The sequence below is a fragment of the Allobosea sp. GW823-FHT02B03 genome (assembly GCF_058797755.1).
This window is the reverse complement of record NZ_JBXAJY010000001.1, coordinates 168,622-184,321: the sequence shown is the minus strand read 5'-3', so window position 1 is coordinate 184,321 and position 15,700 is coordinate 168,622. Positions and strand designations below refer to the sequence as shown.

The window sequence follows — 15,700 nt, the reverse complement described above, 5'->3', positions numbered from 1 at the left end:
CCCCGATCCAGCGGGCGCGACCAGGGGAGGATCTCGCTAGGCGGGCAGATAGTTGACCGGGCTCAGGGGCACGTCGACGCCGACGATGTGCTCGTCCGGCAGATGCGCCTCCCCGCGGGCATGAGGGATGTCGGCGAAAACCTCGCCTCCCTCCGTCCGGATGCCATAGCGCACCGAGGCCCCCAGGAATTCCTTGTGGGACACCTTGCCCTTGACCCGCACGCTGGCCGTCTCGGCCTGGTCTCCGGCGAGCGCCAGCCGCGCATTTTGCGGCCGGAAGAACAGTTTGGCGCCGTTGCGGTGCTCGTCGGGCACCGGGAATCGGCTGCCGCAGGGCAGTTCGAAGACCTGCTCGCGGCCATTCGTCCGCATCGCCCCGTCGAGGATGTTCGCCGTTCCGAGGAAGCTGGCGACAAAGAGATTGACCGGGTTGTCGTAGAGCGCCATCGGCGTCCCGACCTGTTGGATCACACCATCCTTCATCACGGCGATACGGTCGCAGATCGTGTTCGCCTCCTCCTGATCGTGGGTGACGAAGATGGTGGTGAGGCCGAGCCGGCGCTGCATCGCCAGCAGGTCGCGCCGCACCTGCACGCGCAGGCTCGCATCGAGATTGGACAGCGGCTCGTCGAGCAGCAGCACCGTCGGCTCGATCGCGATGGTCCGCGCCAGCGCGACACGCTGCTGCTGGCCGCCGGATAGCTCGGAGGGTCGGCGCGAGCCGAGATGGCCGAGGCCGACCAGTTCCAAAGCCTTGTCGACGCGGCGCCCGATCTCGTCCTTGGGCAGCCTGCGCTCTTCTAGCCCGAAGGCGACGTTCTTGCGCACGCTCATATGCGGCCAGAGCGCATAGGACTGGAAGACCATGCCGACATCGCGCTTCCAGGGCGGCAGGGACAGCACCTCGCGCCCGCCGACCGTGACGCTGCCGCTCTGCGGCGTGTTGAAGCCCGCGATCACCCGCAGCAGCGTGGTCTTGCCGCAGCCCGATGGCCCCAGGAACGCGAAGAACTCGCCGGGCTGGATCTCGAGGTCGACGTTCTTCAGGACCTGCAACGAGCCATAGGACAGGTTGACCTTACGGATCGAAATGCCGGCGGTCTTGAGCCCGCTCGCGTCGATATGTGTCATGGCGCCTAAACCTCCGGCGATGGGACGTCGGGAACAAGGGAACGGGCGGTTTGCGCGGCCATCACGCCCCCTCCTCACGCCGGCTCGGGGCCGAGCGCCGCTCGAGGTAGACATGGCTGAGGTAGGTGCAGATGCCGACGATAACGACGGCGAGCACGCCGAGCGCGGCGCCGGCGCCGCGGCCGGCAGGCGACTGCATGAAGACGTAGAGCCCGTAGGCGAGCGGCGCATCGGCCGTCGACTGCACCAGCATCATGGTTGCGGACAGCTCGACCGCAGCGGTCGCGAAGCTGGTGACGAAGCCGGCGACGATGCCGCCGGTCATCAGCGGCACCACCACCCGCCGGATCGTTCGGGCCTTGGTCGCGCCGACATTCTCCGCCGCCTCCTCGAGAGAGACGGACACCTGCTGCAGGGCGGCGCTGCAGGCCCTGAGGGCGTAAGGCAGGCGGCGCACGCCGAGCGCGATGGCGATCATGCCCCAGAACGCCGCCAGCGATCCGCCCCAGGGCAGTTCGATCGCGTAGTAGGTGCGCAGATAGCCCATGCCGAGGACAACCCCGGGCACGGCGAGCGCTGACATGGCGATGAAGTCGAGCCAGCGGGCGCCGATCACCTTGGTTCGCGCGACGAGGTAGGAGATGGCGGTGCCGAGGCAGACGCCGATGATCCCGGCCAGCGTGGCATAGATCAGCGTGTTGGTGATGAGCTGCGAGGATTCACCGAAGATCGTGCGATAGTGCGCGAAGGTGAAGCCGTCGGGCAGCGGCGCATAGGACCAGATCGTCGCGAAGGACAGCAGCAGCAGGCCGAGATGCGGGGCGAGCACGATCGCCAGGATGAAGCCGATCACGCCATAGGCGAAGACCGCGTCGAGCCGCGTCATCTGCCGCTTGGAGAGGCCGCCACCGCCGCGCTGGATGGTGGCGTAGTCCTTGCCCCGCGTCGCGAAGGAGGCCAGCCAGAGCGCGAACACCGAGAAGACGATCAGGACGACGGCGATGACGTAGCCGATCGGGTCGGCAATGCCGATCGAGGTGATCCGCAGGAAGGCCTGCGGCGCCAGCATGTCCTGGACGTTGAGCAGCAGCGGCGTCGCCAAGTCGTCGAAGACCTTGACGAATACCAGGGAGGCTCCGGCGATGTAGCCCGGCATGGCCAGAGGGAACACCACCTTCCGGAACAGCCGGAGTCCATGCGCGCCAAGATTCTGCGCCGCCTCCTCCATCGCCCGGTCGATATTGCGCAGGGACGTCGAGAGGTTGATCAGGATGAACGGGAAATAGTGCACCGCCTGGACGAAGATCACACCGTTGAGGCCCTCCATCAGCGGGATGTTGATGCCGAACCAGTCTCCCAGCAGCAGATTGACCGTGCCGTTGCGCCCGAACAGGAGCTGCATTGCGATGGCGCCGGCGAAAGGCGGCATGATCAGTGGAATGATGCCGAGGGTCTGGATCATCACCGCGCCACGGAAGGCGAAGCGCGTCGTGATGTAGGCCAGCGGCAGCGCCAGCACCGTCGCCCAGAGCACGGACATCAGGGAGACGTAGAGCGAATTCCAGAACGAGCGGAGAAACAGCTCGTTGCGCAGGAAGTCGTAGACATTGATCAGCGTGAAGGCGCCGCTGTGCTTGTCCTGGAACGCAGCCACGATAACGGTCAGCACCGGGACGACGAGGAAGGCAAGCAGGAACAGCGCGATCAGCCCGGCCGCAGCGTATTGCCCGAATGCGACGCCGCCCAGCCGGACGGCGAATCCCGGCCGGTCGGCCAGGTCGGTCTTGGTAATCGACGACATTATGAGCCTTGTCCCCTACGCCACTCGATCTGGAAGGGCGGCTCCGACGCCTGCCGGAGCCGCCTTTCGCATGGGTCAGCCGGCCAGCTGGGCGGCCTTGTCGGCCAGTTGCTGCGCCTTCGCGTAGTTGTCGCGGGCGAAGCTCGCCCATTTCTGCTCCAGCTCCGCCTGACGCGGGCCCTTCTTCTTCTCGTTGGAGCCGTGGAAGGCCTCAGCGAACTCGGCCGATTGCGCCTCCTTCTCGTCGAACGGCATCAGGGCGATGGCCTCGCGCGCCTGCGCGGCCAGCGTCGCGGCTTCGGCATTCGGCCGTTTGGCGAGCTTGGCATCGACAGCATGCAGGGTCTTGGCGACGTTCTTCAGCGGCTGAAGCTGGAAGCTGATGAGCTGGTCGAAAACCACGTCGACGATGGCGTAGCGCTTCTCGGAACGGTCCACGTCGAACTTGAAGCCGCCACCACCGCCCCATTCGATCGCAAAGGGGTTCGGCGTGCCGGCGGGCGCCTTCTTGTAGGAATCAGGGCGCACCGGCAGGCGGCCAACCGTCGGCTCGAACAGGATCGCCTGACCGTCCGGCGACAGCATGAATTCGATGAACTTCTGCGCCGCGGCACTGTTTGGCCCGTCCTTCACGACGCCGATGTTGGAGGGAACGATCGTTGTATCGCTCGGGTGCACGAACTCGACCGGGAAGCCGGCGCCGCGCGCAGCCAGGGCCTGATAGTCGAGCACCACGCCAAAACCGAACTGTCCGGAAGTAACGCCGTCCGGCACGCCGAAGGAGCGCTCGGTAATCAGCCGCATGTTGCCGCAGACCGACTTCAGCAGTGCCCAGCCATCTTTCCAGCCTCGCGCCTGCAGGATGGTTTCGACCGTTAGATGGGTGGAGCCAGAACGCGAGGGCATCGCCATCGCGACATGGTCGAACATCACGGGAAGGGCCAGGTCGTTCCAGCCCTTCACGGCTGGCAGGTTGTTGGCCCGGACATAGCGCGAGTTCCACATGATCGCCGCGCCGGAGAGCGCGAAGCCGGCATAATAGCCTTCCGGATCATTGATCGGATAATCGCCGATCTTGGCCGGCACGCCGGTGTCGGCCGGCACGAACTTGGCCAGAAGGCCCTCGCCCTTGAGCACCTCGAAGGCATCGGGCGCCGAAGCCCAGAAGATGTCGGTCGCGCTCTTCGCCCGCGTCTCGCGCAGATAGGTGACGGCGGCCTGGGTGCCGCGCTGCTGGACCTCGACGTTGATGTCCGGATTGAGCTTTTCGAAGGCCGCCTTGTAAGCCGAGGAGAGCTCCTTCGGCAGGGAGGTCACGATCGAAAGTGTCCGCTTCTGCTGGGCGTTGACGGACGCAGACAGAACGACCGGCGCAAGGCACGAGCCGATCAGAAAATCTCTACGCTTCATGTGTTTCCTCCTACCATGTTGGTTTTATTTTCTTTTTCCGCCTTGTTCTTGTTGTCGTTGAATCCAAGCAGACGTTCAGAAGTCGAAACGCGTAGTCCTTCCGCTCGCGCCGGTCGGGTCAGCCGCCGCGAGTCCAGGGTTGCAGATCAGACCTGCCGGCACGGTCAGGCCGTGCCGTTGAGCGCGAAATCGAAGATGTCGAAGTTGCGCAGGCGTTGAGTACCGACGCGTGCCTGGTATTCGGCGCTGAGTGGGCGCGAGAGCATGAATGGCACGGGCTGCTCCGAGAGCCCGCCATGCGAGCGCAGCTTGTGGCCGTTGAGACCGGTCAGGTCGTGCTCGTCGGGACGCGAGCCGATCACGGTATGGGTGTCGCCGATCGCGACGAAATCGCCCTCACGCTCGAGCGGCATCTCGAAGCGCCCTGCGGCGCTGACGCCGTCGAGCACCAGCCCGACCCCCGGGATGCGGGCGGCCGCGTCCATCAGCACATCTGCGGGCGTGTCGCCGGTGGCGTAGACCCGCACGAACGAACCGAGCGCGCCGTGATGCTTCACGAAGGGGTCGGTGATCGGGCAGATGACCCGGGCCGAGCCGGCGCCGAACTGCTGGTTCAGCAGGGTTTCGAGATAGACTACCTGGGGCCGACCGTCGGGGCCGCTCTTATCGGTCATGCCGTGGTCGGCGACGATGCCCACGACTGCTCCGAGCTCGAGCAGGCGGCCGACGCGCTGGTCGACATCGCGGTTGAACTGATCGGCCAGCGCATCACCCGGTGCGGCTGCGTGCTGCACCATGTCGGAGAGCGAAAGATAGAGCAGGTCGGCGCGCCCGGCTTCGAGCAGCTTGATGCCGGCATCGAGCACGAAAAGAGAGAGATCGGGGCTGTACATGTCGGGGGCCTTGCGTCCGACGAGCGCCTCGACATTCTCTATGCCGTTCTCCGCGAGAGTGGCCTCGCCGGCGCGTTCCGAGGAGAAGCAGATCCCCTTCAGGCCGCTGCCCAGCATCTTGCGCAGCTTGTCCTTGGCGGTAATCGCCGCGACGCGCGCCCCGGCATCGGCAAGCGCAGCCAGGATCGTGCCCGAGGCGACCAGCGAGGCGTCGGTGATCATCACCTCCTTGCCGGTCGCCCGGTCGAGATAATAGTTGCCGGCGATTCCGTGCACTTTCGGTGGAGCGCCGGCGACGATCGACATGTTGTTGGGGTTGGTGAAGGTCGGCATCGCGGCATCGGCGATGGCATAGAAGCCCTGCGAAATGACCCGCGAGATATTGGGGAGCAGGTTCGCTTCCAGGCCATGCGCAATGTAGCGCGGATCGCAGCCGTCGAAGCAGATCACGACGGTCGGAACGGTCGGCCTGCGGTAGCTGCGGCCGTTGACCCTGATCTCTGCGTTGGTCCCCATCGTCATGCCAGCCATTCCTTCGTTCCAGGCGATGGGGTGACGATAGGGGCTTAAATCGCGCGAAAAAATCGATAATAACTCACCTATCTGTGCGCTGAAGTCACATTAGATGAAACCTCGCGAATTGCCGCTCTCGGCCCTGCGTGCCTTTGCCGCCGCGGCTCAATGGACCAGCCTAGGCCGCGCAGCCGACGAACTCGGCGTGACCCATGGCGCCATCAGCCGGCAGATCGGCAAGCTCGAGCAATGGCTGGGACAGGACCTGTTCAGCCGACAGGGCCGCCAGCTCGTGCTGACCCCGACGGGCGAACTGCTCGCTTCGCGGATCGGCCATTCGCTCACTGAGATGATGTCGGCCTGCAGCGACATCGCCGGCACCGGCAAGCGCCATGTCGTGACGATCGAGGCGCCGACCACCTTCGCGATGTACTGGCTGCTGCCACGGCTGAAGGAGTTCGAGGCGCGCGCGCCCGACACCGAGATCTCGCTGGCGACCCGGATGACCAATCAGAGCTATGATGGCCCGCTGGGGGACATCGTCATCACGCGCGATCGCGGGCTCGACCGACGTCTGCAGAGCTTCGAGAAGTTCGTGCTGATGAACGAGGACATGCGCCTCCTGGCGACGCCGTCATTCCGGGAGACGGCCGATGTCAGAAGCGCGCGCGACGTGCTGCGTCACCAGATGATCGGCACGGTGACACGCCCGACCGACTGGCCCAACTGGCTGAACAGTGCGGGGCTGCGCGGCGAGCATGTCCGCTTCCGCCACCTGTTCGATCATCTTTTCATCGCACTGCACTGCGCCCGCGACGGGATCGGGACCATCGTCGCCCCTTACAACCTGTTCCAGAACGATGTGGGCAAGCCGATCTTCTGTCCGGTTCTCCCCGAGATCGGCTTCCCTGGGCAGTCCTACTTTGTCCACTATCGCTCGACGAGCCGGGCCGGATCGATCGCGAAGGTCGTCGAACTGTTGCTTGGGTGCAGATCGGGCGTGCTCTAAGGGGGAGCATGGCCGAGCCAGTAGGAGCGCCGCCATGCTGCTCCTCGCTCAACTGCACTGCCTGAAGGCAGACGTTCCAGACGTCCGCGATGGGCCAAAGCCGCCTCCGCGCCCCGCCTCTGCTCCTACCGCTTCGAGGCGAACAGCCGGCTGATCAGCCAGAGCGGCACGACGATCAGCGCGCCGGCGATGGCCCAGCCGCCGACCTCGCGCACCGCGCCGAAGCCGAGATTGCCGAGCGATCGCACGAAGCGCAGCGCGCTTTCATAGAGCCCCGCCGGCGACAGGCCGAGAAAGGCCATCGCCGCGCCGACCAGGAGCGAGATGAACAGCAGGCGCACGAGGACGCTGAGAACGGAGCCGCCGAGAAAGCGCTCGATGCCACCATTGGCCATGCCGTAATCTCCTCTGGACCGACCCTGCGAGATAAATCAGCCCACGCTTGAACCGAGCCTGAACCTCGCCGTCAACTGATCCGTGTCCATTTTGCTGCCCTCATCCTGAGGAGCCGCGTTGCGGCGTCTCGAAGGGATGCATCAGGAGGCTTTGGAACCGGCTGGAACATCCTTCGAGACGCGATCTGCGATCGCCCCTCAGGATGAGGCCGCGTTCGGTTCGAGCCTCAGCTCGTCGCGGAAGCGCCCGCCGCAGCCCAGCCGGCTCCCGCGATCTTTGCCGCCGCGATCACCGCCTGAGTGCGGCTGTCGACGTCGAGCTTGGTCAGGATCGCCGAGACATGCGCCTTGACCGTCGCCTCGGAGACGCCGAGCTCATAGGCGATCTGCTTGTTGAGCAGCCCTTCCGACAGCATCATCAGGACGCGCACCTGCTGGGGCGTCAGCGTCGCCAGGCGCCGCACCATGTCGGCAGTCTCATGGTCGACGGGCGCGGAGAGATCGACGCCGGGCGGGGTCCAGACCCCGCCATCGAGCACGGCGCGGATCGCCTCGCCCATCTGCGCGACCTCGGCGGTCTTCGGCAGGAAGCCCAGCGCCCCGAACTCGATGCAGCGGCGGATCACCGCCGGGTCGTCATTGGCCGAGACGACGATGACCGGGATCTCGGGATGAGCCGCGCGCAGGAAAAGCAGGCCAGAGAAGCCCTGCACGCCGGGCATGGTCAGATCGAGCAGGATCAGGTCGAGATCGGCGGCCTCGGCCAGCGCCTGGCCCAACGCCTCGAGCGAGCCGACCTCGCTGACCTCGGCCCCCGCCAGCGCATGCGAAACCGCCTGGCGCAAGGCGCCACGGAACAGCGGGTGATCGTCCGCGATCACGATCCGTGTCGGATGCCCCGTCATAGCCATCTCCAGCGCCGCCCCCCGGCTCGGGCGCGTTCGCGCCCGCTAAAATTTCAAGCGCCCACGCTCCGGCGCTGTCAATGCCCAAGTGTCGACGAATGTCGTAAGTCGGCCTCTTTCAACCTGCCATGGCTCGCATTTTTTCAGCTCGCGGCCGGCAGGAGCGCTTCCAGCGCCTCGATCCGGTCGGCCTCGCCCGGCGGCTTGTCCCAGCGGATGCGGCTGATCCGGGGAAAGCGCATGGCGATGCCGGATTTGTGCCGCGTCGAGCGCTGCAACCCTTCGAAGGCGACCTCGAAGACGAGGCCGCTCGACGGGTTGTGCGTCACCTCGCGCACCGGGCCGAAACGATTAAGCGTGTTTTTGCGGACATAGCGATCGATCTCGATCAGCTCCTCATCGGTGAAGCCGAAATAGGCCTTCCCGACCGGCACCAGCTCATCCGCACCCGCCTCGCCCACCCGCCAGACGCCGAAGGTGTAGTCGGAATAGAAGGAAGAGCGTTTGCCGTGGCCGCGCTGGGCATACATCAGCACACAGTCGACCAGCCGGGCATCGCGCTTCCATTTGTACCAGTAGCCTTTCGGCCTGCCCGGCAGATAGGGCGAATCGAGCCGCTTGAGCATGCAGCCCTCGACGGCTTCGGCGTCGTTTCCGGCTTCGGCTGATGCGGGATCGGCGCGGGCCGCCGTCAACTCTTCCCAGTTGGCGAAGGGAATGCGCGGCGAGAGATCGAAGCGCGCGCTGTCGAGCTTGCCGAGGAAGGCTTCGAGCCGAGCGCGCCGCTGCGTATAGGGCAGCCCCCGCAGATCCTCCTCTCCCTCCGCGAGAAGATCATAGGCGCGGATATGGGCCGGGAATTCGGCCAGCATCTTTGCGGTCACCGCCTTGCGGTTGAGCCGCTGCTGCAGCGTGTTGAAGCTCTGGACGACGCCATCGCGCATTACCAGCAACTCGCCGTCGAGCGCCCCGTCCTGCGTCAGCGCCTCGGTGAGATCGGGAAAGGCACCGCCGATTTCCTCGCCGGTGCGGGAATAGAGCCTGACGGTGCGGCCGCCATCGGGCCGCGTGCCGGCGACGGCCTGGACCCGAATGCCGTCCCATTTCCATTCGGCGGCGAATTCGGCCGCGTCGAGCTTTTCGAAATCGCCGTCCTCGATGGCATGCGAGAGCATGACCGGCCGGAACGGCGCAGGGTCGGTCGCCTCGGGACGCGGGCCCCTGCCCTCCAGCCAGGCGAAAAGCGCGGTATAGGGCGGCTCGAGCCCATGCCAGACCTGCTCGACCTCGTCGGCGGGAATGCCGCCAAGGCTCGCGGCGGCGGTCTTGGCGAGGCGAGCGGAGACGCCGATGCGCAGGGCGCCGGTGATCAGCTTGAGCAGGGCCCAGCGCCCGGTCTCGTCGAGCGCATCGAGCCAGGAGGCGATCAGGCGCGGCATCTCGGTCTTGCCGGACTTTTGCAGTCCTGCGACGACATCGGGCAGATGCGGCACGTCGTTGGCGCCATGCCGAGCCGGCCACATCAGCGCGACCGTCTCGGAGAGGTCGCCGACATAGTCATAGGAAAGCGCGAACAGTACCGGGTCGGTACGCTCGGCGACCAAGGCGCGGATCAGGCCGGGCTTGGCGTTCTGGAAGACGAGGCCGCCGGTCATCGCCGCCAGCGCATAGCCGCGATCGGGATCGGGCGTGGTGCGCAGATAGTCCGCGATCAGCGCGAGCTTGCCGTTGCGGCGCGGCTCATAGGCGAGACGGTCGAGCAGCCAGGCGAAGCGGTTCATGGAGCAACCTCCGCCGGCTTTCCCTCCGGCTCGGCCTCGCCCTCGTCGCCATAGCCGACGAGATGCAGCGGCATGCCCTTGAGCCCAACGGTGCCGCACCAATGCGCCAGCGCCTCGGCCTCGCCATGGGTGATCCAGATCTCGCCGGCCTGGACCTCGCGGATCGTCGCCTGGAGATCGTCCCAGTCGGCATGGTCGGAGATGATCAGCGGCAATTCGACGCCTTTCTGGCGCGCGCGGGCCCGAACCCGCATCCAGCCCGAGGCGAAGGCGGTGACAGGATCGGGGAAGCGGCGCGACCAGAGGTCCTGGATGGCACTCGGCGGGCAGATGACGATCTCCCCGGCAAATGCCTTGCGTCCCTCGGCCTTGCGCTCGCCGGGCTCGATCCTTCTGACATCGCCAAGCGGTATGCCCTCGGCCTGGTAGAGCTCGGTGATCTTCTCGACCGCGCCATGGATGAAGAGCGGCCGCTCGTAGCCGGCCTCGCGGATCAGCGCCATCAATCGCTGCGCCTTCCCCAGCGAGTAGGCGCCGACGATATGCGTGCGTTCGGGAAAGAGCCGGACGGAATCGAGCAGCTTGGCGGTCTCGGCGCTCGCCGGCGGATGGCGGAAGACCGGCAGGCCGAAGGTCGCCTCGGTGATGAAGACGTCGCAGATGACCGGCTCGAAGGGCGCGCAGGTCGGGTCGCGCTCCCGCTTGTAATCACCGGAGACGACGATGCGCAGACCTTTGTGCTCGACCACGATCTGCGCCGAACCGAGGACATGGCCGGCCGGCACGAAGCGGAAATCGACCTCCCCGATCCGAGTGGTTTCGCCGGGCGCGGCCACCTGCCGCGAGCCGGTGAAAGCCTCGCCATATCGCAGCGCCATGATCGCCAGCGTCTCACGCGTCGCCAGCACCGCGCCATGGCCGGCGCGCGCATGGTCGGAATGGCCATGGGTGATCAGCGCGCGCGCAACCGGGCGGACCGGATCGATATGGATATCGGCGGGCGGGCAGTAGAGCCCGGCCGGTGTCGGAATCAGCAGTTCCGAAGGCCGCAGCGGCGGCCGATTGCCGAAGGCTCTTGTCATCGCCTCTCAAGATAAGCCGAGGTCCCTGCTCGAAAAGGGCAGCAGCGCAGCATTCTGGCTACCTGCAGTCGATCGCTTCGGGAGAATACGAGGTCATCCCGGGCTTGCCCCAGGGATCCAGCGAAGAACGCTGGAGCCTTACGATAGATCCCGGCGCTCAGGATGACGGGCGGTGCTGTGGCTCCTTCCGCTGCCGGAAACGACGCGCCGCATGTTCCCATTTCGTTCGACAGAGCCTATCTCTGTCGGCGCATGGATGCGGTCGCCTCTCCCCTTCCCCCTGCCTTCGCCGCCTGGTTCGCCAGCCGCGGCTGGAACGTGCGGCCGCATCAGCTCGCACTGCTGGAGGAGGCCCGGGCGGGGCGCTCGACCCTGCTGGTCGCGCCGACCGGCGCCGGCAAGACGCTTGCCGGCTTCCTGCCCTCGCTGGTCGAGCTGACCGAGCGCGGTAGCGAGCGCGAGGGGCTGCACACGCTCTATGTCTCGCCGCTGAAGGCGCTTGCGGTCGACATTGCCCGCAATCTCGAAACCCCGATCCGAGAGATGGGGCTCTCGGTCAAGGTCGAGACCCGCACCGGCGACACCTCGCCGGCCAAGCGCGCCCGCCAGATCGCGCGCCCGCCGGACATATTGCTAACAACCCCCGAGCAGCTCGCGCTGCTGGTCTCGCATCGCGATGCAAAACCGTTCTTCGCCAATCTGCGCCGTGTCGTGCTCGACGAGTTGCACGCGCTCGTCACCTCGAAGCGCGGCGACCTGCTTTCGCTCGACCTCGCGCGCCTGCGTGGACTTGCGCCTCAGATGAGCGCGGTCGGCCTTTCCGCGACGGTGCGCGAGCCGGCCGATCTCCAGGCCTATCTCGGCGGTGCCGGCACACCGTCCGGCCTCGTCACCGTCAAGGGCGGCGCGAAGGCGCAGATCGGCATCATGCAGACCGCCCGCCGGCTGCCGCTGGCGGGGCATATCACCGCCCATGCCGTCGACGACATCTATGCCGCGATCCAGGCGCACAGGCTGACGCTGGTCTTCGTCAACACCCGCATGCAGGCCGAGTTCATGTTCCAGGCGCTGTGGAGCGTGAACGAGGAGACGCTGCCGATCGCGCTGCATCACGGCTCGCTCGATGTCGGCCAACGCCGCAAGGTCGAGGCGGCGATGGCGGCCGGCAAGCTGAAAGCCGTCGTCTGCACCGCGACGCTCGATCTCGGCATCGACTGGGGCGATGTCGACCTCGTCGTCAATGTCGGGGCGCCGAAGGGCGCAAGCCGGCTGATGCAGCGCATCGGCCGCTCGAACCACCGCATGGACGAGCCCTCGCAGGCGCTCCTAGTGCCCTCGAACCGGTTCGAGCTACTCGAATGCCGCGCCGCGCTCGATGCGGTGGCGGAAGCGGCGCAGGATACCCCGCCGCCGCGGATCGGCGCGCTCGACGTACTCGCCCAGCATGTGCTGGGGGTCGCCTGCTCCGACGGCTTCGAGCCCGACGCACTCTACGAGGAGGTCTTGAGTGCCTCGCCCTATGCCGATCTCCCCCGTGCCGATTTCGATGCCGTCGTCGATTTCGTCGCGACCGGCGGTTATGCGCTGAAGAGTTATGAGCGCTTCGCCAAATTGCGCCGGGGCAAGGACGGACTCTACCGGGCGAGCAACGCCCAGACCATCCAGCAATACCGGATGAATGTCGGCACCATCGTCGAATCGACCATGCTCAAGGTCCGGCTCGGGCGCTCGCGGCCGGCGCGCCCCGGCGGCCAGCAGATGCTCAGTCGCGGCGGCCGCATGCTCGGCGAGCTGGAAGAGTACTTCGCCGAGACGATGACGCCGGGCGACACCTTCATCTTCGCCGGCGAGGTGCTGCGTTTCGAGGGCATCGTCGAGAACGAGGTGGTCTGTTCGCGCACCGCGGCCGGCACCGACCCGAAGATCCCGTCCTATGCCGGCGGCAAGTTCCCGCTCTCGACCTTTCTCGCCGCGCGCGTCCGCGCCATCCTCGCCTCGCCGAAGGAGTGGACGAAGCTGCCTGAGGAAGTCTCGTCCTGGCTGCACGCGCAGCGCCTGAAATCGCGCCTCCCCAAGCCGGGCGAGCTGCTGGTCGAGACCTTTCCGCGCGCCGGTCGCTTCTTCCTCGTCGCCTACCCTTTCGAAGGCCGCCTCGCCCACCAGACGCTCGGCATGCTGCTGACGCGGCGGCTGGAACGGGCACGGCTGAAGCCGCTCGGCTTCGTCTGCAATGACTATGGCATCGCCGTCTGGACGCTCGGCGACATGGCGGCGGCGATCGCGCGCGGGGCACTCTCGCTCGACGAGCTGTTTTCGCAGGACATGCTCGGCGACGATCTCGAGGAATGGCTGGCCGAATCGGCGCTGATGAAGCGCACCTTCCGCTCCTGCGCGGTGATCGGCGGCCTGATCGAGCGGCGATTCCCCGGCCAGGAGAAGAGCGGGCGACAGGTCACGATCTCGACCGATCTGGTCTATGACGTGCTGCGCCGGCACCAGCCCGACCATGTGCTGCTCCGCGCCGCGCGGGCCGATGCCGCGACCGGCTTGCTCGATATCGGCCGTCTGGGTCAGATGCTGACACGGATCAGCGGGCGAATCGTGCATCAGCCGCTCGATCACGTCTCGCCGCTCTCGGTCTCGGTCATGCTCGAAATCGGGCGCGAGGCGGTCAGTGGCGAGGCGGCCGACGAGATCCTGGCCGAGGCGGAAGCGCAGATGCTCGAAGAGGCGATGGCGTGAACCTGGCGGCGAAGCAAGCGACGCAGACGGTGGCCGAAGCCTTCATGCTCGGCCGGCTCGCGCTCGTGCCCGATCTCTCCGGTGCGCTCTATCTGCCGGATGAGCGCACCCTCGTCGTCGCCGACCTGCATCTGGAAAAGGGCTCGGCCTATGCCGCCCGCGGCGTCCTGCTGCCGCCCTATGATTCGGCCGCGACGCTCGCTTTGCTGGGTGCGGCGATTGCGCGCTACCAGCCGGCGCGGGTGATCGCGCTCGGCGACAGCTTCCATGATCGCGGCGCCGAAGCGCGGATCGACGACAGCTGCCTTGCGAGTCTGCGCGCCCTCCAGGCCGGCCGCGACTGGCTCTGGATCAGCGGCAACCACGACCCCCAGATCTCGGCCGCGATGGGCGGCACAGTGTTGGACGAGCTCGAACTGCGCGGCACCCTGCTGCGGCACGAGCCGAGCTCTGCCGGTGCGCTGCCGGAGATCGCCGGCCATCTGCATCCCGCCGCCAAGGTCCGGATGCGCGGCCGGGCGCTGCGCCGGCGCTGCTTTGCGCTCTCCGCGACGCGCTGCGTCATGCCGGCGATGGGCGCCTATGCCGGCGGCCTCAATGTCCGCGACGCGGCCTTCCGGCCGCTCTTCGGCGTAGGCCTTTCCGCCCATCTCCTCGGCGACGGAAGGCTGTTCCGCATCGACCAGCGCCTGCTGCTGCCGGATTGACGCACGTTAAGGGCGTACGATCCACGCACCCATCCGAAGGCAGGACACCGCTCTGCACCCGCGGCATTCCAGCGCCCTTCAATTTCAGACACAGAGATATGCGCGGAACAGGTTGCGTCGGGGCGGGGCTTGTGGCATCAGGACGCCGCTTCGGAACGACGCGGCGCCGGCAAGCCCTTCAAGGGCCTGGCGCAGACGGCACGATCCTGCTGCGGTAGCTCAGTGGTAGAGCACTCCATTGGTAATGGAGAGGTCGAGAGTTCAATCCTCTCTCGCAGCACCAGCCCATTTCCCGGATGACCAGTGATTTTCCAATGACAACGCGATAGTTGCGTGATTAGCGCGACTTGCGGCCCACCACGTTCGCCGAGAACTCCGACCGACGAGTGGCGAGCGGCCGAGCTTGCGACCATCCTCCTGGCGAGGCGAAAGTCTTCGAGAACGACCCCATCAGGATGTCGACCTTGCCGACCATGCCCTGAGCATGAAGGACGCCGAGGCCGCGTTCTCCGAGGGCACCGAGATCATGGGCACAATCGACCAGCAGCGTCGCGTCGTAGCGACGGCAAAAAGCCTGGAGCGCGACGATATCCGGAATATCGCTGTCCATTGAGAACAGGGTTTCGGTCACGACGAGGATGCCGGCCCGCGGATCACCATCGCGAATCCGCTTCAGGCGCTTCTCGACCGCACCCGTCGACAGATGCGGGAAGCGGCTGACATTGGCTGTTGCTGCACGCGCGCCCTCCTGAAGGCAGGCATGCGCGAGGATATCGATGACGACGTGATCGGTCTCCCGAACAAGCGTCTTGATGATGCCGTAGCCCGCAGCCCAGCCGATCGGGAACAGGGTGCAGATCTCGTATCCGAGAAAGCGGGCAAGGCGCTCCTCCAACGCCACTGATAGTGACGTGTTCCCCATCAAGGCTGCGGAACCGGCGCTATGAACACCGAAGCGCTCAGCCGCTTCCGCAGCAGATCGAACGATGGAAGGATGGCTGGCTAGGGAAAGATAGTCCTGGCTTACGAAGTTGACGCCCGAGAACGGAGCACCGTCCCGAAGAAAACCCCTCGTCTCCGGCCCGATACGCTCGGAGGCAACTCTCTGGTACGTGTCTAGGCCAGCATCTCCACGTTCGACGAACCATCGTCCAAGTGCGCTCCACCGTGAAATCAGATTGGTTCGACTGCCGTCGACGTGGTCTGAAATCGAGAAAAACCGAACATCGCGGGAAATATACTCGGTCATTCAATACTCGGCAGGACGATCGGAACCACTGCCTACATCGCCGTTGGGTCATGCTCGCGCGCATCACCCGATAGGGTGACAA

General features: G+C 66.2%; 12 protein-coding genes and 1 tRNA gene. 4 read left to right on the top strand and 9 right to left on the bottom strand.

Annotated features, from left to right (window positions below; translation table 11 throughout):
• Window positions 1–36 precede the first annotated feature (36 nt).
• The 4 genes from AC1REK_RS00875 to phnA form a co-directional block, all read right to left on the bottom strand.
• Entirely contained in the window at window positions 37–1,131 is a 1,095-nt protein-coding gene (locus tag AC1REK_RS00875; RefSeq protein ID WP_492267530.1) for an ABC transporter ATP-binding protein, read from the bottom strand.
• 61 nt (window positions 1,132–1,192) lie between these two features.
• Complete coding sequence (locus AC1REK_RS00870) at window positions 1,193–2,932, bottom strand: ABC transporter permease (RefSeq protein ID WP_492267531.1); 1,740 nt, start codon at window positions 2,930–2,932, stop codon at window positions 1,193–1,195.
• A gap of 75 nt (window positions 2,933–3,007) precedes the next feature.
• Window positions 3,008–4,342 (bottom strand): ABC transporter substrate-binding protein, encoded by a 1,335-nt coding sequence (locus tag AC1REK_RS00865; RefSeq protein WP_492267532.1) that lies wholly within the window; start codon window positions 4,340–4,342, stop codon window positions 3,008–3,010.
• Between the two features lie 164 nt (window positions 4,343–4,506).
• Complete coding sequence (gene phnA / locus AC1REK_RS00860; protein WP_414644890.1) at window positions 4,507–5,751, bottom strand: phosphonoacetate hydrolase; 1,245 nt, start codon at window positions 5,749–5,751, stop codon at window positions 4,507–4,509.
• A 109-nt stretch (window positions 5,752–5,860) separates the two neighbouring features.
• Between phnA and AC1REK_RS00855 the strand changes: the two genes are divergently transcribed.
• A complete protein-coding gene (locus AC1REK_RS00855; protein ID WP_316016606.1) occupies window positions 5,861–6,757 on the top strand; it encodes a LysR family transcriptional regulator in 897 nt (298 codons plus the stop codon).
• Window positions 6,758–6,882: 125 nt separating this feature from the next.
• On the opposite strand, the gene AC1REK_RS00850 is transcribed toward AC1REK_RS00855, so the two are convergent.
• The 4 genes from AC1REK_RS00850 to AC1REK_RS00835 form a co-directional block, all read right to left on the bottom strand.
• Window positions 6,883–7,152, bottom strand: coding sequence for a DUF6460 domain-containing protein (locus tag AC1REK_RS00850; protein ID WP_316016605.1), 270 nt, complete (start codon window positions 7,150–7,152; stop codon window positions 6,883–6,885).
• Between the two features lie 227 nt (window positions 7,153–7,379).
• A complete protein-coding gene (locus tag AC1REK_RS00845; RefSeq protein WP_066467715.1) occupies window positions 7,380–8,057 on the bottom strand; it encodes a response regulator in 678 nt (225 codons plus the stop codon).
• A 143-nt stretch (window positions 8,058–8,200) separates the two neighbouring features.
• Entirely contained in the window at window positions 8,201–9,838 is a 1,638-nt protein-coding gene (locus AC1REK_RS00840; RefSeq protein WP_492267533.1) for a cisplatin damage response ATP-dependent DNA ligase, read from the bottom strand.
• The gene (locus AC1REK_RS00835) at window positions 9,835–10,920 is read right to left on the bottom strand and encodes a ligase-associated DNA damage response exonuclease (RefSeq protein WP_492267534.1); all 1,086 of its coding nucleotides are present in this window, start codon (window positions 10,918–10,920) and stop codon (window positions 9,835–9,837) included. Before AC1REK_RS00835 ends, AC1REK_RS00840 begins: the two co-directional genes overlap by 4 nt.
• 252 nt (window positions 10,921–11,172) lie before the next feature.
• Here AC1REK_RS00835 and AC1REK_RS00830 point away from each other — a divergent pair, with 252 nt between their 5' ends.
• The 3 genes from AC1REK_RS00830 (at window position 11,173) to AC1REK_RS00820 (ending at window position 14,652) form a co-directional block, all read left to right on the top strand.
• Window positions 11,173–13,662, top strand: coding sequence for a ligase-associated DNA damage response DEXH box helicase (locus AC1REK_RS00830; RefSeq protein ID WP_492267535.1), 2,490 nt, complete (start codon window positions 11,173–11,175; stop codon window positions 13,660–13,662).
• A gap of 44 nt (window positions 13,663–13,706) precedes the next feature.
• On the top strand, window positions 13,707–14,369 hold the full coding sequence (gene pdeM / locus AC1REK_RS00825; RefSeq protein ID WP_492267676.1) for a ligase-associated DNA damage response endonuclease PdeM: 663 nt from the start codon (window positions 13,707–13,709) through the stop codon (window positions 14,367–14,369).
• A gap of 208 nt (window positions 14,370–14,577) precedes the next feature.
• Window positions 14,578–14,652 (top strand) — tRNA-Thr (locus AC1REK_RS00820).
• 54 nt (window positions 14,653–14,706) lie between these two features.
• On the opposite strand, the gene AC1REK_RS00815 is transcribed toward AC1REK_RS00820, so the two are convergent.
• A complete protein-coding gene (locus AC1REK_RS00815; RefSeq protein ID WP_492267536.1) occupies window positions 14,707–15,618 on the bottom strand; it encodes an aminotransferase class I/II-fold pyridoxal phosphate-dependent enzyme in 912 nt (303 codons plus the stop codon).
• Window positions 15,619–15,700 lie beyond the last annotated feature (82 nt).